This is a genomic window from Streptomyces alkaliterrae, from assembly GCF_007097205.2.
GTDB lineage: Bacteria > Actinomycetota > Actinomycetes > Streptomycetales > Streptomycetaceae > Streptomyces > Streptomyces alkaliterrae.
This window is the reverse complement of sequence record NZ_VJYK02000738.1, coordinates 1-406: the sequence shown is the minus strand read 5'-3', so window position 1 is coordinate 406 and position 406 is coordinate 1. Positions and strand designations below refer to the sequence as shown.

Annotated in this window: 1 protein-coding gene; it reads left to right on the top strand. The window is 72.4% G+C overall.

Annotation, left to right across the window (positions count from 1 at the left end):
* Positions 1–66: 66 nt before the first annotated feature.
* A partial coding sequence (locus FNX44_RS27740; RefSeq protein ID WP_153507838.1) for an ATP-binding protein occupies positions 67–406 on the top strand: 340 nt, incomplete at its 3' end.

Sequence of the window (406 nt, the reverse complement as noted above, 5' to 3'; positions counted from 1 at the left end):
CCACCCGGTTTCCCCCCGCCTCCCACACCCGGCTTCTCGTCCTCCTGCGGCAGGTCCCGGCCGCATCTGCTCAAGCGCCACTTCACCGACCGTACGCTTCCGCAACTGCGCTACGGCGTGGAGGAGTGCGCGGCCCGAGCCGGGCTGGACGAACCCCGACGCGGCGAGTTCGTGCTCGCCGTCGACGCCGTCACCACCAACGCCGTCGAGCACGCCGGCGGCGAGGGCAGACTGCTGCTGCGCCGCATCGGCGACGAACTGGAGGCCGTCGTCACCGACCGCGGCCCCGGCTTCGACGCCGACGTGATCCCCGAGCTGCTGCCCGGTCTCGACGGCGGACCCTGCGGCCGCGGACTCTGGCTCGCCCGCATCACCACCGACCGGCTCACGATCACCCTGTCTCTTA